The sequence below is a fragment of the Prevotella multiformis genome, assembly GCF_018127985.1.
In the GTDB taxonomy this organism is placed as follows: domain Bacteria; phylum Bacteroidota; class Bacteroidia; order Bacteroidales; family Bacteroidaceae; genus Prevotella; species Prevotella multiformis.
Genome location: NZ_CP072358.1, coordinates 1,069,131 through 1,085,549 on the forward strand (window position 1 = coordinate 1,069,131; position 16,419 = coordinate 1,085,549).

10 protein-coding genes and 1 pseudogene are annotated in these 16,419 nt (G+C 54.5%); 6 read left to right on the forward strand and 5 right to left on the reverse strand.

Annotation, left to right across the window (positions count from 1 at the left end):
• Positions 1 to 59: 59 nt before the first annotated feature.
• From J4864_RS10445 to J4864_RS11865, 5 genes and pseudogenes are all read left to right on the forward strand, one after another.
• Entirely contained in the window at positions 60 to 260 is a 201-nt protein-coding gene (locus J4864_RS10445; protein WP_211814833.1) for a toxin PIN, read from the forward strand.
• The gene (locus tag J4864_RS10450; RefSeq protein WP_211814834.1) at positions 248 to 1,249 is read left to right on the forward strand and encodes a hypothetical protein; all 1,002 of its coding nucleotides are present in this window, start codon (positions 248 to 250) and stop codon (positions 1,247 to 1,249) included. The genes J4864_RS10445 and J4864_RS10450 overlap by 13 nt, the downstream gene beginning before the upstream one ends.
• A 135-nt stretch (positions 1,250 to 1,384) precedes the next feature.
• Entirely contained in the window at positions 1,385 to 3,556 is a 2,172-nt protein-coding gene (locus J4864_RS10455; RefSeq protein WP_246479462.1) for a discoidin domain-containing protein, read from the forward strand.
• 122 nt (positions 3,557 to 3,678) lie between these two features.
• Entirely contained in the window at positions 3,679 to 6,501 is a 2,823-nt protein-coding gene (locus J4864_RS10460; protein ID WP_211814836.1) for a hypothetical protein, read from the forward strand.
• Positions 6,502 to 6,726: 225 nt separating this feature from the next.
• Positions 6,727 to 6,879, forward strand: a pseudogene (locus J4864_RS11865) (winged helix-turn-helix transcriptional regulator); the annotation flags it as partial.
• Between the two features lie 183 nt (positions 6,880 to 7,062).
• On the opposite strand, the gene rmuC reads toward J4864_RS11865, so the two are convergent.
• From rmuC to J4864_RS10485, 4 genes are all read right to left on the reverse strand, one after another.
• Positions 7,063 to 8,394, reverse strand: a complete 1,332-nt coding sequence (rmuC, locus tag J4864_RS10470) for a DNA recombination protein RmuC (protein WP_211814838.1) — start codon at positions 8,392 to 8,394, stop codon at positions 7,063 to 7,065.
• Positions 8,395 to 8,902: 508 nt separating this feature from the next.
• Entirely contained in the window at positions 8,903 to 11,383 is a 2,481-nt protein-coding gene (locus J4864_RS10475) for a bifunctional UDP-N-acetylmuramoyl-tripeptide:D-alanyl-D-alanine ligase/alanine racemase (protein WP_211814839.1), read from the reverse strand.
• A 283-nt stretch (positions 11,384 to 11,666) separates the two neighbouring features.
• Complete coding sequence (locus tag J4864_RS10480) at positions 11,667 to 12,098, reverse strand: Fur family transcriptional regulator (RefSeq protein WP_007367393.1); 432 nt, start codon at positions 12,096 to 12,098, stop codon at positions 11,667 to 11,669.
• 11 nt (positions 12,099 to 12,109) lie between these two features.
• Positions 12,110 to 12,922, reverse strand: a complete 813-nt coding sequence (locus J4864_RS10485; protein ID WP_211814840.1) for a GSCFA domain-containing protein — start codon at positions 12,920 to 12,922, stop codon at positions 12,110 to 12,112.
• Between the two features lie 258 nt (positions 12,923 to 13,180).
• On the opposite strand from J4864_RS10485, the gene J4864_RS10490 reads away from it, so the two are divergent.
• The gene (locus J4864_RS10490) at positions 13,181 to 13,633 is read left to right on the forward strand and encodes an NUDIX domain-containing protein (RefSeq protein ID WP_211815417.1); all 453 of its coding nucleotides are present in this window, start codon (positions 13,181 to 13,183) and stop codon (positions 13,631 to 13,633) included.
• Positions 13,634 to 14,056: 423 nt separating this feature from the next.
• On the opposite strand, the gene J4864_RS10495 is transcribed toward J4864_RS10490, so the two are convergent.
• Positions 14,057 to 16,264: a sodium-translocating pyrophosphatase gene (locus tag J4864_RS10495; protein ID WP_211814841.1), complete on the reverse strand. Its 2,208-nt coding sequence runs from the start codon at positions 16,262 to 16,264 to the stop codon at positions 14,057 to 14,059.
• Positions 16,265 to 16,419 lie beyond the last annotated feature (155 nt).

Genomic DNA, 16,419 nt, shown 5'->3' on the forward strand with positions numbered 1-16,419 from the left:
ACGGAAACGGGTGGTGCGCTCCCCCCGATGATTTAAAACAAACAGTTAATTAATATAAAATGAACAATTACATCAAACCGGAAATCAAAGTGGTCCCCATCACATTAGAAAACTCTATCCTCGCCGGCTCCCTCAGCGTGGGCATCAGTGAAGACCCCGCTACGGGACCGGCCCTGTCGAAGGGTAACAGCTTCTTCGACGACGACGAGGACAACGAGGGCAACAGCGGCAGTTCCTCGTCCTCGCTGTGGGACGATTAACGCTCTCTTTCAACTGGGATGCCGGCAACAGAGGAGAGATTGCCCCCTTCAAGTATGTGAAGGACGCCACCATCCGCAACCTGCGCACCCAAGGGAAGATTACGTCGAGCAGTTACGATAGCCAGTTGTCCGGATTGATTATGAACGCTGAGAGCAACACCACCATTTCGGGCTGTGTCAGCGAGGTGGACCTCAAGGGGGGCAGCTCATTGGCGGGCATACTTCAATGGCCGGATGGCGATGCTCATATTACCATTAACGACTGCTTAGTCAAGGGAACGTTCCACGCCACGTACGACCTGGAAGGCGGCAAAGCAAGAGGTATATGCGGATTTATAACTCATATGCCCCTAGAAGCCACCTGCACGCTGAACAACTGCCTCTACCTCGGCACGAACAACGCCCTCGACCACGACGAAACCAGCCACACCTTCTGTATGAACAAAGGCACTACCATCACCAACTGCTACTACCTCAACACCTGCGGCGAGGCACAGGGCGAGAAGATAACCGAGGAGCAGCTGAAGAGCGGCCACGTGGCCTATCAGTTGCAGAACGGCAGAGATACGCAGTTTTGGGGACAAGAGCTCGACAAGGACAACGAGCCGCAGCTCACCGCCGACGCTGCGAAGCGGGTCTGTAAGGTGGAGTTCGCCTATAAGAATAAGGTGGCCGTCACACGCTATGCCAACCAAGGTGGCAACGTGAAGCTGCCCACGGCAAAGGAACTCCTCGGCGCCGACTATGACGCACAGAAAAGTTATAAGCTCGCCTTTGAAAACGGATTCTCGGAGACAACCGCCATTAACGGCGACATCACGGTCAATGTAACCGTGAGCGTCGTCACCGGCATCGACGGCGTGACGGCCGACAAAGCCGATACGAACACCCCCGTTTACGACCTGCAAGGCCGCTACCTCGGCATCTCGCTCGACCATCTGCCCCGCGGCATCTACATCGTTGGCGGCAAGAAAGTGATAAAGAAATAAATCTCACATCACCTACATGATGAACCTACTCAAACCGGTCATGACAGTGTGCTACACGCTTTATCAAGCGTGTAGCACACCCTTTGGCAAAGAAAATGATATATAAGTATTATAAATTTTAAATCGATGATGACAATGAAAAAAAGATTATTTACTCTGATGGCATTGGCTGCAGTCAGCATCGGTGCGATGTGCCAGGTCACATTCACCGCTGTCGAAGGGTCGGATTGGACCGACGCAGAAGGCTCGGCGAAAGCCTTCGACGGGAATCTCAACACCAAATGGTGCAAGGGAGCCAACAGCGATGTGAATAAAGCCTACCTGATGCTGGAAGCCAGCGAGCCCACTTACATCCAAGGCTTCAAGATGACTACGGCCAATGACAACACTGACGACCGTGGGCGCGTTCCCGGAGAGTATACTATCTTCGGAAGTAACGACAAGACCCAGTGGGACGTTATTTATCACCAGCAGGAAGAGCACCTCATCGAGGACAAGAACTTCACCGAATACACGGTGTATTGCAACAGCAAGCAGAAGTACAAGTATTTTAAACTCTGGATTAGGAGGAACTCATATCGTTCTTCCGATTTTAGAAGGCATCTTTTCCAGCTTTCCGAATTTGCGCTGCTGCCGGCTGCTGTCGGTATGACCTTGGAGTCGGGCAGTGCCAAGGCAATGGATGGCGACACCGGAAAGAAATGGGAGGGAACGACTCCCCAGACAGTAGTAGTGAAAGCCACATCGGCATGCTATCTTGAGGGCTATCAGTTCATGACAGGGAATGACAATTCCAGTTATATCGGGCGCAATCCCAGGGACTGGACGGTGGAAGGTTCCAACGACCAGCAGACGTGGACGACTATCGACAGCAAGACGGACGACAAGGTGATGCAGGACAATAACTACTATCCCTATTTCTTCCCCGTAACCCCTCCGGAAACGGCTTACCAGTATTATCGCTTCACCGTTACCCAAAGCGTAGGTAACGAGTATTTCCAGATGAGCGAACTGGCACTGAAGACCATTGCGGCTCACACCCACCAATGGAAAACCACTCAGACGGTAGCTCCCACCTGTGGGGCTGAAGGATACGACTTGCAGACCTGCTCCATCTGCGAGGCAACCCGAAAAACAAATGTCGTACCTGCCACCGGGGCGCACGCCTATGTGGATGGCATCTGCACCGTCTGCGGTCAGATCGACCCCGCTGCCATGACCCTCAATGCCGAGGGAGTTTATGAGCTGAGCACAGCCCTACAGCTGAAACTATGGGGCAAGATGATTGAGAATGGTCAGCATGCCGTCAAAGCCAGACTGATGGCCGACATTGACCTGAAAGGTACGGATTTCAACGGCATCAATATTCCCCAAGGCACTCCCTCCTTCAGCGGAGAAATTAATGGCAACGGGCACTGGATTCTGAATATGAATCTCCATGGCTCTCGCGACAACATGGCTTTCCTGAGCCGCACGGAGAACGCAAAAATCTATGACCTCGGGTTCCGCGATGCCAATGTAAAGCTCAGCGGACCTTTCAATAATACGAGTGTCATCGTGGGCACTGCCGTCAGCACCGAGATCAGCCGGTGTGCCGTGATGGAATCTTCCGTAAGAGGCCATGACCATGTGGCTGCTTTCGTCGGCGAATCGAAAGCAACTACTGTCATTTCCGATTGTCTGGCCAAGGCCAAAATCGTATCGGACGAACATCAGGCCGGTGGACTGGTGGGCACCAGTACCGGACTGACTCTCGCACGCTGTCTCTTCAGAGGTACGGTGGATAATGAGCTCCACGCTTCCGGTATCTTGGGGTTGATAGATGCAACCGCTGTCCCCACCCAACTGTCTCATAATATGGTGGCAGCCGATCATATCTTTAGCGTACGAAAATGGACTCATCCATTACTTCAAACTTCCGGAAAAGTTTGCAGCTTGGAGTCTAACTATACGCTGGCGACCACCCTCTACGGTTCTCCCGCCTCTCCCTCCACCAAGAGCTATGCCAATCCGAATGGCGAGGACGGCCAGCAGGTAACCGAAGCCACGGCCAAGTCCAACGCACACTATGCTACGACGCTCGGATGGGATATGGAGAAGGTATGGGCACACGTCGACAACGACTATCCCATCCTGCGCTGGATGAAGACCAATGGCGGACCGACGGGCATCAACCATATCAAGACCACCGACTGCGACGGCACCGTGCGCTACTACGACCTGCAAGGTCGCTACATCGGCACATCTCTCAACAGTCTGCCCGCCGGCGTCTATATCGGAGGTGGAAAGAAAATCATGAAGAAGTAACGGAGTGCCCTACGGGCGGAGGTGTTTATTCGCCTGTCGGCCCATCAATTCGTCTCGGGCACAGCCCGATTGAATATCAGAAAATAAAGCATTCGTTTAAACTTTATCCATTCAAAACAAACATGAGAACAAAAGACATTCTTCGTAGATGCTTCGCCGCTATGCTGGCGGGCATCGCATGCCTGTCCATCGGCTCTTGCTCCGACGATAATGACCAACAGACGGGCGACCCGGGCGTGAACGTCAGCTTCGAGGTAAGCGTCGCGCAGACAGAAATGCTGAACGATCCTGCCACGAAGGCTGCCGCCATCGCCCGCCAGCAGGCGCAAGGCCTGTCGGGCGAAGATCTGGCCACGCGTCGCATCGATGTGTCGGGGCTGCCCAACACCTGCCTCATTCAAACCACTACCGAGGGCATCAACGCCGTGCTGCCCCAGCCCGGCACACGCGCCAACGTGAAGACCGCCATTGATGCGCGGTTCAGTTCGCTGGGCTATCGCGGCGCGACGGCCGGTTTTAAGGTAGAGCGTCCCGAGTGGTTCCACAGTGCGCCCACCGATGCCGCCGGTACCCTCGTCACGCCGCTGCTATGGTCGTGGGCGGAGCCTTACGCCCGCTTCTATGCCGTCTTCCCCGAGGCTACGACGGCCAACAGCATCGCCCTCTCGCCCGCCACGCATAGCGGCACGCCCTATGTGGACTTCGAGGTGAAACCGAGCATTGCCGACCAAGTAGACCTGATGGTGGCCAGCTCGGGCGAGGTGAAATATGAAACACGCGGTACGGCTCCCAAGGCTCGCCTTGAGTTCTATCACGCCCTTACGGCCGTGAAGTTTGCCGTGGGAGAGAATCTCTCGTGGAACAAGCACATCACCAAGGTGGAGCTGCGCAACGTATGCAGCAAAGGTCGGCTCCATCTCACCGACAACGCCAACGGCAAAGGCCTGCGCTGGGAGGTGGACGCCAGTTCGAAGACCACCTTCACGCTCACGCCCGAAACCCCTGTGAGCACCAACAGCCTACCCAATCAGGTGATCGTGGGCAAAGACGGCGACAACTACACGTTCTACATGATTCCGCAATCGTTGGAGGGCGTCACCGTTCACGTTGAGTTCAGCGAAGCCGATGCCCCCGCGATTGACATTCCCTTGAGCGATGCTTGGCAGCCGGCCACCACTCGCACCTATAAACTAAGCAATGCCGCCAGCAACTGGAACTACAGTTTTACAGTGACAAGTCCCACCACTACGGCCGCCTACAACAGTACCGACGGCGGCACCTATACCGTGGAGAGCTTCCGCACAGACGCCTCCGCTCCCGGCGTGAAGCAGGCCGTGCCTTGGCAGATTGTGGGCTACGAGGAGTATAACTATACCACCGGCACTTGGGAGGACAAGGGCATGAACAAGCCCGAATGGTTTGACGGGATTAGCAACGTCCGCACGCAAGCCGAAGACTATGTGGCAGCCGACCAAGGTCAGGGCACGGTGAAGAAGATAGTCGTAAAAGACTTGCTTAAAGCGCGCAACGACAAACTCAAAGAGGGTGACAAGGGCAGTAGCTCTGCCTACTACGACCTCTCCACGCACAACATCAAAGGTGCCGTCACGCCGCGCAACACGGCCAACTGCTACGTCATCTCCCACCCAGGCTTCTATAAGCTTCCCTTGGTGTACGGCAATGCCATCACCAACGGCACGGAGAACACTGCGTCCTACACCGGCCCTTCTACCGTCGTAAAGTATAATAATACCGATGTCATTCTGCATAAGTTTAAAGACCATGCCGGTGCCGACATCACCAACGCTTGGATCGAGAAAACCAACGGCGGTGCCAACAGCGGCATCGACGGTGCAAGGATTGTTTGGGAAGACGAGAAGGACTTGGTACACCTCGATGCCAACGCCATTGAGCGCAACGGCAGCGAAACCTACCTGAAGTTCGAGGTGAAGGCCGCCGACATCAAAAACGGTAACGCCGTGGTAGCCGTCACCAAGAATGGTACCATCGTGTGGTCTTGGCACCTGTGGTTTGCTCCCGACAACGTGCTCGATCCCATTCCTGTGGTCAACTACAGCAAATCCCATACTTATAAATTCAGCACCGAACCCCTCGGCTGGAAATATACCGCTTGGAGAGGTTCTGACAATCAGCAGCCCCGTCGCGTGAAAGTGCATATCCGCCAGCAGGTTTCCAATCAGCAGGGCGACATCATCATCACGCAAGCCTCCGGCGTTGCACGAGAAGGCAGTTCCACTCACTATCAGTTTGGCCGTAAAGATGCTTTCCCCGGTGGATTGAAAGGGGATTTGAAAACAGGGAAAGCCGTGGAACCCACGCTTTATCCTGCCGACCACCTGTTCAACAAGAATGCGGGCGAGCAGATCTCTCTCACCAACGCCATCCAGCATCCCGGCAACTTCTACATTCGTGGAACCGGTGTGGATTGGTATCCTCATGGCTTTGGCGCCCCTGCAGGTTTTGCTTACTTTAATCTCTGGTCGACGCAGAACACAACGTGGGATGTCTACAATGTCGGTAACGACCTCCCCGTGGTGAAATCCATTTACGACCCCAGTCCTGCAGGCTTCCATCTGCCCGCCAGCAACGCCTTTACGCGGTTCACCACTACGGGCAAGAACTCCACCAAGGTGGAAGAGATGAACATACAGGGTTCAAAAGCTACTATCAACCTTGTTGTCAACTATGGTTGGAACTTCTTTGCCGACGCAAACAATACGTCCACCATCTTCTTCCCCGCCGCGGGCTACCGTCACTACGACGACGGTTCGCTCATTGGCGCCAACATCGTAGGCTCTTATTGGTCGGCCGCTCCGAACACGGCGAGCGGCGGTTTCTACTTTGCTTTTAATTGGCAAATCGCGCATCCGCTGAGTACGCCCCTTCGCTGTTTAGGCGCATCGGTGCGGCCCGTGACGGAATAGACATGTGCAGCACGCAGCAACGCGCAATCATCTTTTTAACCAACGGAGGTGGCTTCCCGCATATCGGGAAGCCACCTCTTGTATATGAGCATTCTTCGCACTAACCACACAAAAGGACGATAGATTTAGAGTATAACATATTGAATGGACATTGACGACAATACGATGAACGGATTAATGCGGTTGCGGAATTAAGGAACAATACGACTTAAAGACTTTGTAAGCATGAACAGAAATGAAATAAGGGATGCCCTTTCCCCCAACTGTCCCGTCCGGAACGTGTTGTCAAGGGTCGGTGACAAATGGTCGATGCTGGTGCTTTTCACATTGGAGGCGAACAGAAGTCAGCGATTCAAAGAGCTGCAGCGCAACATTCCAGTCGCAGCATCACCGGCTTCCTCTCATGATCTGACGGGTTATGATATTGTTGCAGGAAAAGAGAGTCTGTCAAAAAAAAACAGTAGGAACAGCTATCTCCTCTCTCTGACCAACAGCTTGTCATAGACGAGGAATCCGTTCCTGCGGAATGGAAATCTGAATGGGAGTCTGGGCTTCCTCCTGTTACAGCTGTTCCGGTATCTGCTTCTTCGGCGTGATGCCCAGTGCCTTCATGCCTTCCAGACGGCGGATAATATTGCCCTTGCCTTCGTTGAGCTGTCCCTTGGCCTTGCTGTAATCCTGCTGGAGGCGTTCGATGCCAGTACCGACCTTGAGAAAAGTCTCGCCGAAGGTGACGAACTTGTCGTAGAGGTCGTTGCACTGCCGCAGGATTTCGTCTACGTTGTTGTTCAGACGGTAGTTCTGCCACATGGTGCGGGTCAGCTGCAATGCCATGAGCAGGTTGCTCGGACTGAGGACGAAGATGTGCTTGCGGAAAGCGTATTGCAGGATGGCCGGATCCGTCTTCATGGCAGCCGAATAACCGCTCTCGTAAGGAACGAACATCAGCACATAGCCGATGCAGCCCGGAACGAGTTTCTCGTAGTTCTTTGCCGACAGCTCGTCGATATGCCTGCGGACCGATGCCGCATGCTCCTTCAGCAGCCTGTCCCGTTCGTTGTCATCGGTCTCTCTGAGCGCAGCCTGATACGCCGTCAGCGACACCTTTGAGTCGACGACCGTCCGCTCGTTGCAGGGAAAGACGATGACGGCATCGGGGCGGAAGTTGTTGCCGTTCTCGTCCTTGTAGTTCTCTTGCAGGAAGAACTGCTGGCCCTTTACCAGTCCGCAGTCTTCCAGGGTCTTTTCGAGAATCATCTCCCCCCAGTCGCCCTGCATCTTCGAGTCGCCTTTGAGGGCTTTCGTCAGCGAAGCGGCATCGTTGCCGATGCGTTCTGTCTGTTCACGTAGCTCTTTCACGGTGCGTTCCTGATCTTCACGCATCGCCTTGATGGTCATTTCCTGTTCGGCGTGCAGCCGCTTCATCGCCTCCTCGAAGGTGGTCTTTATCTCCGCCTTGTTGGCAGTGCTCTCCTTGCTGTTGTTCACAACGGTCTGGCTGAATGCTTCCAGCCGGTCTTTCAGCGGTGAGAGCAGGGCATCGAGCCGTTCCTTGTCAGCGGCGTTCATCTTCTCCCGGCTCTCTGCCAGCATCTGTGCGGCCATGTTGCGCACCTCCTCCTGCAACAGCCGGTTCTTCGCCTCCGCCTGCTTCTGCAGTTCGCTGCGCAGCTCCTCGCCGTGTTTCCGTTCTGTTTCTATCTGATTCCGGCTGCTCTCCTTCACCGCAGCGATGCGTTCGTCCATATTCTTCCGCTCCGTTTCAAGCTGACTGCGAAGCGCTGCCAGTTCCTCACCGGCTTTCCTTAGTTCTTGTGTTGATTTGTTCTTCATCCACAGCAGCATGATGGTTGCGCCGGTGATGATACCGATAAGTAAATACATAATTGCCATAGTTGTTGTCATTTTAGTTCTCTCACAGAAGGTACGGATAGACGGAGTTTACTTTTGGCGCAGAACCCTTGCGGGCAGGGATGGCACAGAACCTTGATGGGCATGTACCCATGTCGTTTATATCCATTAACAACTCTGTGGATAGGATGTTTTATATCTTGCAGTCTGAAAGTTTGCGAGTACCCCGGGCTGTAGACGGGATAACCTAAGATAAGTCAGTTGTTGTCTGCCCCCAAGGTTGAGCAGGCTTTGTAGATTGCGGCTATAATACAATTAGGTGATATTGTTTTCTTCCATGGTAAATAAGATCGGGGTGCATGGATCCCTTGACTTTAGCTAAGATGACTGTATCGTTTCCGGCAACACTCTGCATCGTCTAAGTCCGTGAGGGGTCTGTGGCAGAACCCTGTAAGCTCTGTTTATCCGTGCCTTCTGTGTGAGAGAATGAAACTTGTCCCCCTCTTTCCCTCCCTACGGGGAAGGGGACGAGGGGGGACTGTTTTCTCTTTTAATCCTGGAAGTAAACTTTTTTTACACGGTTGCTGACCGTGGTAAGGACCTCGTATGGAATGGTGTCAAGTACATCGCTGAGCACAGTGACCGGCAGGTGGTCACCGAAAATCTCGACACTGTCGCCTTCTTTGCAGTCGATGCCCGTGACGTCGATCATGGCCACATCCATGCAGATGTTGCCGACATACGCTGCCTTCTTTCCGTTTACCAGGCAATAGCAGTGCCGGTTGCCGAGATGGCGGTTCAGGCCGTCTGCATAGCCGATTGGTATGGCGGCGATCAGGCTGTCGTGCTCGACAGTCCCCTTGCGGGAATAGCCAACGGTGTCACCGGCAGGCACATGGCGCAGCTGGAGGATGGTCGTCTTCAGGGTAGAGACGTTGTTGATGATCTTGTTCGTACGGGGATTGATGCCGTAGAGTCCCAGTCCCAGCCGGCACATGTCCATCTGCCGTTCAGGGAAATGTTCGATACCGGCGGAGTTGTCCATGTGACGGATGATCTTGTGCTTGAAAGCTGACTGCAGCTTTCCGCTGCCCTCCTCGAAGAGAGCGAACTGGCGGGCAGAGAAGTCGTCGAAGCTGTCAGCGTCGGAACCGACGAAATGCGAGAAGACGGAACGGGGTATGATGGCGTTCTGGTGCTTCAGCCGGCTGATCAGTTCATCCATGTCTTTCTGCGGGTCGAAGCCCAGCCGGTGCATCCCCGTGTCGAGCTTGATGTGGACAGGGAAGCCGGTGATGCCCTCCTTCTGCGCCGCCTTTACGAGTGCATCCAGCAGCCGGAAGCAATATACCTCCGGCTCGAGGTCGTAGTCGAAGAGGGTCTTGAACGAACTCATCTCGGGGTTCATGATCATGATGTTGCTCGTGATGCCGTTCTTGCGGAGCGTCACGCCTTCGTCGGCCACGGCCACGGCAAGGTAGTCCACACGGTGGTCCTGCAGCGTCTTGGCAATCTCCACGGCACCTGCACCATAGGCATCGGCCTTGATCATGCAGACAAGTTTCGTCTCCGGCTTCAGGAAGGAACGGTACCAGTTGAGGTTGTCGACAACGGCGTTGAGGTTCACTTCCAGTACGGTTTCGTGTACTTTCTTCACCAGCAGCTCTGTCAGCCGGTCGAAGCCGAACTGTCGTGCGCCTTTCAGCAGGATTACTTCATCGTGCAGATTGGCAAATACATCGCTGTGGATAAAGGCATTGACGGTGGCGAAGAAATGCTTTTTCCCCAGATGCCTGAAGGCGGAACGCTGGCCGAGCAGTCCCTCGCCGATGCCGATGAATTTCTCCACACCACGTTTCTCACACAGGAATGCCACCTTGTTATACAGGTCCTTGTCAGTGTCGCCGCTCTGCAGGATGTCGCTCAGAATCAGTGTGCGTCTGCGTCCCTTGTGGTCGGGACGGCGGTTCATGAAGTCGAGTGCGATGTCCAGCGAGTTGAAGTCGGAGTTGTAGGAGTCGTTGATCAGCGTGCAGCCGTGCTGTCCTTCTTTCACCTCCAGCCGCATGGCGACGGGTTCCAGCTGTGCCATCCGTTCTCCGAGGGCAGCCGGAGTGACGCCCAGCTGGAGTGCCGTCACGGCACAGGTGATGGAATTCACGACGCTGGCATCATCGATGAACGGAAGTCTGTACTGTGCTTCCTTTCCGTTTTTCCATGTGTAGGTGACGGTGGTTTCAACGTCCTTCTTTTCGATAGACTTGATGTAGAAGACCGCCTTTTCATCCTTTGCCGACCAGCAGAGCTTCTCTCCTTTGTAGTCGTATTCGTCCAGACAGCGGTTCAGCACCTCGTCGTCCAGGGAGTAGACAATCGCCTGCGTGTCGTGGAAGAGGTGCAGCTTCTCCCTGCATTTTGCATCCAGGGACGGGAAGTTCTCCTGATGGGCCGAACCGAGGCAGGTGAACACACCGATCGTAGGCTGGATGATGTCGTGGAGTGCCGACATCTCACCCGGCTGGCTGATACCGGCCTCGAAGACACCCACCTGTGTGTTCTCGTTCAGCAGCAGTACGGACAGCGGCACGCCGATCTGTGAGTTATAGCTGCGCGGTGAGCGTGTGACGACCATCTGCGGAGAAAGCAACTGATAGAGCCACTCCTTGACCATCGTCTTGCCGTTGGAGCCGGTGATGCCGACAATCGGAACGAGGTATTCGTCACGGTGACGTTCTGCCAGCCGCTGCAGAGCCTCCAGCGAGCCGACGACCTTCAGAAAGTTGGAGTCGGGATAACGCCTGTTCCAGTCTTCCGGGACCGTTTCTACAACAAAGTTCCTGACGCCCCGTCCGTAGAGTTCCGGGATGTAGTTGTGCCCGTCGTTGCGTTCGGACTTGAGGGCAAAGAACAATGTTTCTTCCGGGAAACATAGGGAGCGGCTGTCGGTGAGGACGAAGCTGATGTTCGCTTCCTTGTCGCCATAACGGCGTGCGCCGATGAGCGTCGTTACTTTCTCAATAGTATAATTCATTACTATCTAAATTGTTTTTTAATCTTATGCAAAGGTAATCAAAAGTCTTAATACGGCCTATCATCCGCACTGTTTTTTCGTCTTGACGGACAGGTCATGGCCGTTGGGCAGATGTACAGGCTGGAGTTTCAGTCTGTCTGACGGTCTGGTGAAGGCGATTTTCAGAGCCGTCCGTCCTGCGTCCGGGGAGAGGAGGAACGTGAAAGAGCCTGACGGCAGGACGAAGGGAGGAAACCGATACCGGGCGGAGCGATACGTATGTGGCTGGGGGCGTCCGGGCTTGTCAGTCGTGATGAGGACGGCGGGAACAGTCGGGACAGATGCCTTTCACCATATAGTTGACGGAGGTCTGTTCGTATCCTTGGGGCAGGCTGACCCTGGGGACAGGCGTGTCGCTGAGGCAGAATGTGCGCCGGCAGCGTTCACAGTAGAAGTGTACGTGTACGTCTTCATCATCATCCGGGTCATGGCTCAGGCACAGTTCGTACCGTGCCACGTCGCTGCCGTCCTCGAGCTGGTGTACCAGATGGTGGTCCTTGAACAGGAGCAGCGTGCGGAAGATGCTCGACTTGTCTATCGTCAGGATCATTGCTGTCAGCTCTTTCATGGAGACCGGATGGTCCAGTGCCGCCAGCGTCCGTGCGATGAGGATGCGGTTGGCCGTTATTCTTATGCTGTGTGTCCTCAGTAGGTTTTCAATCTGTCTGTCATCCATATCTTCTCTTCTTATAGGTTCAGTTCCATGTCCGGATATTTCTTTTTCAGTGTCCTGGCCGCTTCCTTTGTCTTCTCCAGGAAGTCCCGGTATGCCTCCGACCCGGGATGGAACGGCCGGTGTCCCAGTGCCGCCTTGACCGGTCTCCATGCCTCGAGAAATACTTTCGCCTCCGCAGAGAAGCAGGCCTCTACGAGCCGTTCCCATATATAGTCTACTGTCTGGTCGCTGGGATGCAGCATATCGGGCTTGTAGAAACGGTAGTCGCGCAGCTCGTCATTCACAATCTCGTAGGCCGGGAAGTAATAGGCCGTTTCGCCCAGTTCCTTCACCAGCCTGTCGGCCGCCAGCAGCAGCACGGCCTTGGAAAGCCGGCTTCCATGATAGCCGTATTTGGCATAACGGATAGGACTGACGGTGAGGATGACCTTGATGCCGGGGTTGTTCTTCCGCAGCAGCAGGACAGACTCGTGCAGTGCGCCGGTACATTCCTCAACGGTAAGCTCCCGTTCTTCAAACAGTTGTTGCGGGCGTTTCCGGCAGTTGTCGACGATCTCGCCGGTCGTCCGCTCCACATAGACATGATTGGTCCCTAACGTGAATACGGCGGTGTCAAATACGTGTTTCTCCATCTTCTCCACCGTATGCAGGATGGATACAGGGTTGTACATCACGCCGGAGGGGTTTACAACAGCCCTGAACTTCTCTTCCTGAAACCGCCTGCCCATGCTGTCTGCAAAGCATGACCCTACGAAAAGAATCCGTTCGCAGGGCATCAGCTCAAATGCCGGCCGGGGAAAATGGACGATTGTTCTGAATTCCATCGTCGCAAAGTTAGCAAAAAAATAAGAGAGAATACTTATCCTTAAAGATTATTTTTCATACTTTTACTTGGCTGAATAAACTTGTTTCATATTTTTTCCGTCACATGATGTTCCATTTCATATATTATTCGTATATTTGCCCTGCTCCTGAATCTGTGTGTCTCTGCTCGGTCGGACCGTTTCCATTTGCCGGCCCGCCTGCCTGGCTGAGGACACGAGAGAGAGAGGAGAAGGACAGATTGATTCCAGATGAAGAAGATGTACACTTATCAGTATCCGCATCCGGCAGTGACGGCAGACTGTCTGGTGTTTGCACACACTGCCGAAGGGATGAAACTGCTGCTGATACAGCGCAGGAATGAGCCGTGCAAGGGAATGTGGGCTTTCCCGGGCGGCTTTATGAATATCGACGAGACGACTGCTCGGGCTGCACGCCGGGAACTGGAGGAAGAAACCGGTCTGACGGTCGGCGGACTGTACCGGGTCGGTGTCTTTGATGCCGTAGACCGTGACCCGCGTGAGCGGATCATCACCGTAGCATATTACACGGTTCTTGACAGCCCCGTGACAGTCAAGGGACAGGACGATGCGGCGCAGGCCGGATGGTTCCCGTTGTCAGACCTCCCTTGCCTTGCCTTCGACCATGCCGAGATACTCAAAGAGGCTGAACGGCTGATGGAGGGGCGTGCCACTGCTGGTACGGCATTCTGAACGCTTCATCTGGGAACAGGAAAAACATGATAGAAGCGTTTTCTGTCGGAGGAGACAGGGTGGGGAAGACTTCGCTGAGAGTATGCCATTCTGTATTTTCTGTCCTGAAAATTCATATTCGAGAAAATCAAGAGAGACTGTCATGGGAACAGAACGGATGCTGTCCTGAAGGACTTGTAATAAGCTGTATTTCATGAGTTTATATCTTGTGTAGGAGAAGGTGCTTAGTTGCGCCCCAAGTAAGGCTTGGTTGGGATGCAAGTAAGCGTCAGTTGAATCCTTATTAGTGCTTAGTAGCCATGCAGGTAAGCATATATACGGATTCTGCAGGTATGACAAGAGAAGTTTACATTTGCAGATGTAAACTTCTCTTACCATGCAAGTCGGATCCTGGCCTCTATGGATACGGTGTGAGACCTGTTGTCACAGGCAGGCGACGGTCAGCCCTGCCATGACTATGCTGACCATGCTCATGAGTTTGATGAGGATGTTGAGCGACGGTCCTGAGGTGTCCTTGAAGGGATCGCCGACGGTGTCGCCCACGACAGTTGCCTTATGACAGTCGGAGCCTTTGCCGCCGAAGTTGCCTTCCTCAACGTGTTTTTTCGCATTGTCCCATGCACCGCCGGCATTCGACATGAATACGGCGAGGGTGAAACCGGCAGCCAGGCCGCCGACCAGCAGGCCCAGCACTCCGGCAACCCCCAGCACGATCCCCACGACAACAGGGATGATGATGGCCAGCAGGGATGGGATGATCATTTCGTGCTGTGCGCTCTGTGTACTGATTTCCACGCATCGTCCGTAGTCGGGCGTGCCTGTTCCCTCGAGTATTCCTCTGATCTCACGGAACTGACGGCGCACCTCGGCCACCATCTTTCCGGCAGCCCTGCCGACAGCACCCATGGTGAGGCCGCAGAACAGGAAGGCGGCCATGGCACCGATGAACGCACCGACAAGCACCTTCGGGTTCATCAGATTCACTTGGAAGAAGTTCATGAAATCGGGGATAGTCGCCTTTGTGGCATCTATCGTTTCACCGGCAACGTTGGTCATCTGCTCTCCGACGCGTGCCATGGCAATCTTGATTTCTTCGATATAGGAGGCCAGCAGTGCCAGTGCCGTCAGTGCGGCCGATCCGATGGCGAAGCCCTTGCCTGTGGCGGCGGTTGTGTTGCCCAGTGCGTCGAGGGCATCCGTGCGGTGGCGTACTTCCTCTCCCAGCTCGCTCATCTCGGCGTTGCCGCCGGCATTGTCGGCAATAGGTCCGTAGGCATCGGTCGCCAGGGTGATGCCCAGGGTCGACAGCATTCCGACGGCGGAGATGCCGATGCCATAGAGGCCATGCTGGATGGATACCGCCGACATGGACATATCGAATCCGTTGGCACAGAGATAGCTCAGCATGATGGCTGCCGATATGGAAAGTACGGGGATGCAGGTGGAAATCATGCCTGTTCCTATACCTTTTATGATTACCGTTGCCGCACCTGTCTGGCTGGCTTCGGATATGTCTCTCGTCGGACGGTAGCTCTGGGAGGTGTAGTACTCCGTTGCCTGGCCGATGACTACGCCTGCCGTCAGACCGGCGATGACCGAGAAGCTGACACCCAGCCAGTTTTCCAGTCCGAGAAGATACAGGATTACGAAGCTGGCAGCTGCGATGAGCAGGGCGGCCGTATTGGTGCCGAGTCCCAGGGCATGCAGCAGATCCTTCATTGTCGCCCCTTCTTTAGTCCTTACCAGGAAGATGCCGAACAGGCTGAGGAACACACCCACGGCGGCGATGAGCATCGGGGCGATGACGGCCCGCAGCTGCATATCACCCGCCGAGGCGGCAAAGGCGGTTGCGCCCAGGGCTGCCGTGGAGAGAATCGAACCGCAGTAGCTCTCGTAGAGGTCGGCTCCCATGCCGGCCACATCGCCGACATTGTCGCCCACGTTGTCGGCGATTGTCGCCGGATTGCGCGGGTCGTCCTCGGGGATGTTCGCCTCCACCTTACCTACAAGGTCAGCTCCCACGTCGGCCGCCTTTGTGTAGATGCCGCCGCCTACACGGGCGAACAGTGCCTGCGTAGAGGCACCCATACCGAAGGTCAGCATGGTTGTCGTTATGGTGATGAGCATCTCGCTTGCCGTCATCTTGTCCGAGTAGAACCAGGTCAGGACGATGAACCACAATGCAATGTCAAGCAGTCCCAGGCCGACGACGACCAGTCCCATGACTGCTCCGGAGCGGAAGGCGATCTTGAGTCCGTCGTTCAGTCCTTTCCGTGCGGCATTGGCTGTTCTGGCACTGGCATAGGTGGCTGTTTTCATTCCGAAGAACCCGGCCAGTCCCGAGAAGAACCCGCCTGTCAGGAAAGCGAAAGGGACCCAGGCGTTCTGTGCGTTGAAACCGTAGGCCATGACGGCGAAGACAGCAGCCAGAATGATGAATACGATCAGGACGACCTTGTATTGCTGCTTCAGATAGGCCATGGCTCCTCGGCGCACGTATTCAGCAATCTCTCTCATGCGGGGTGTGCCTTCCTCGGCCTTGATCATGGACTTGAAGAAATACCATGCCATTCCCAGCGCGCACACGGAAGCAATGGGAATGAGCCAGAATACTTGTGGAATGTGTTCCATATTCAGTATGTTTTAGGTTATTGTAATAGATGCCCCTTTCTGTCCGCAAATATATAAAAAAATATCGAATGCAAGTGTTTTTATCCTTTTTATTTCTGAATGGCTGATCAAAAAAGCCCCCCGTCCCTTTCATTCTCTTTGCAGAGAGTGGAAAG